The 1,319-nt window shown below is 64.6% G+C and carries 3 protein-coding genes; all 3 read right to left on the bottom strand.

The annotated features are described in order from the left end of the window. Positions 1 to 269 (bottom strand): hypothetical protein (locus ACFV4P_RS35970; protein WP_380477694.1); only part of this gene is annotated, 269 nt, incomplete at its 3' end. 131 nt (positions 270 to 400) lie between these two features. Next, entirely contained in the window at positions 401 to 616 is a 216-nt protein-coding gene (locus tag ACFV4P_RS35965) for a hypothetical protein (protein ID WP_380477693.1), read from the bottom strand. 257 nt (positions 617 to 873) lie between these two features. After that, on the bottom strand, positions 874 to 1,319 hold a 446-nt coding region (locus tag ACFV4P_RS35960), incomplete at its 5' end, for a transposase (RefSeq protein ID WP_380477692.1).

Here is a 1,319-nt window from a genome sequence, read left to right as displayed (position 1 = left end):
CCTTGCGCGAAGACCAAGACCTCACCAGGGCACTCGCCGGTTTCGGTGAACAGCTGTACGTCGGCAGCCACGACGGTGCCGGGGCCCGTTGGCGCGGGCTCCAACGCGTCGGCGTCAAGGTCGAAGTAGGCAGTGCCGCACCCACACTTGCAGCGGGATTGCACCCTGAGTTGGGGCACCTGCCGTCGGAGGGCGACGTGAATCGGCTCGTCCGGGTTCAGGACGAGGCCAAGCACGTCAGCTACATCCTCGGGCAGACTTTCAGGCATGCCGCCACCGTAGCTGACCAGCAGCTTCGGGCTTCGACCAATTTCGGGTCCGTCGACCCGACGCTCACAGGGCCAGGTCGGTGCCGCCGGCCAGCTGTCAGGCGAACGGCACCGACATCACTCAATCGAGTTCAGTAGCGGGCGAGGGTCCAGTTCGCGAGGCGGTCCACGATGTCGAGAACCGACCTGCGTGCCCCGGCGGGGATGAACGCGAAGACGACGAACGAGGGGATGAGCGCCACGATCACGACCAACGCGGGCAGCAGACGGACCACGACGATGCAGAAGTCCAGCAGGGCGCGGAGGGTCCGGGTCTGAGACAGGAGGTCGATCAAACGGTCCAGCAAGGTGCACTCCTCGGATACGCGAGCGGGGTCACCTGGTGTCCGACTGAGGGCATACGTCTCCCTCGGACGGTGCCTTGTCAGGGCAACCAAGCTATTGAAGAACCCCGCTGGCCCGCGTTTCACGAGTCAGCGGCAGGTCCTGAACCTGCTGCGCATCCCTGTCTCCCTGCATATCGACCTACGGCGCCGCCGGACTACAGTCCGGCGGGCAGCTAAATTTACTGACCGCCACACTGTCATTCAAGGGCGAATTTTAGTCACTGTCTAGAAACACTCGAAGCTACTGCCTGAGCTTGAATGCGTGATGCCGGCCAGTCGTCCGTGATCAGGCCGGTGCCGGTCAGGCAGCCGTCGACCAGGTCCGGACGGTACTGGATCTGCTTGAGCCGGCGCTTGACGGCGCGAGTGATCTGGCCGAGGTCGGCTGCGGCAAGGTTGCCGATGTCGCGTTTGACCAGTGACCAGATGCCCTCTTGCGGATTCAAGTCCGGTGCGTAACACGGAAGTTGGAAGACGGTGAGCCAGTCCGCGTGGTCGGCGATGAATCGGCGCATCGCCTCGACCAGGTGCATGCGCAGGTTGTCCCAGACCAGCACGATCGGGCCGCCGAGCTGGATGTGCGCTCTGACCAGCAGGTCGCACAGGTCGCGCCAGCCGATGCCCTTCGGCTCGCCCTTGCGGCCCCGGTACTCGCGGACCGAGT

Source organism: Kitasatospora sp. NPDC059795 (assembly GCF_042732175.1).
GTDB lineage: Bacteria > Actinomycetota > Actinomycetes > Streptomycetales > Streptomycetaceae > Kitasatospora.
Note: the sequence above shows the minus strand (reverse complement) of the source record. Positions and strands in the feature narration are given on the sequence as shown.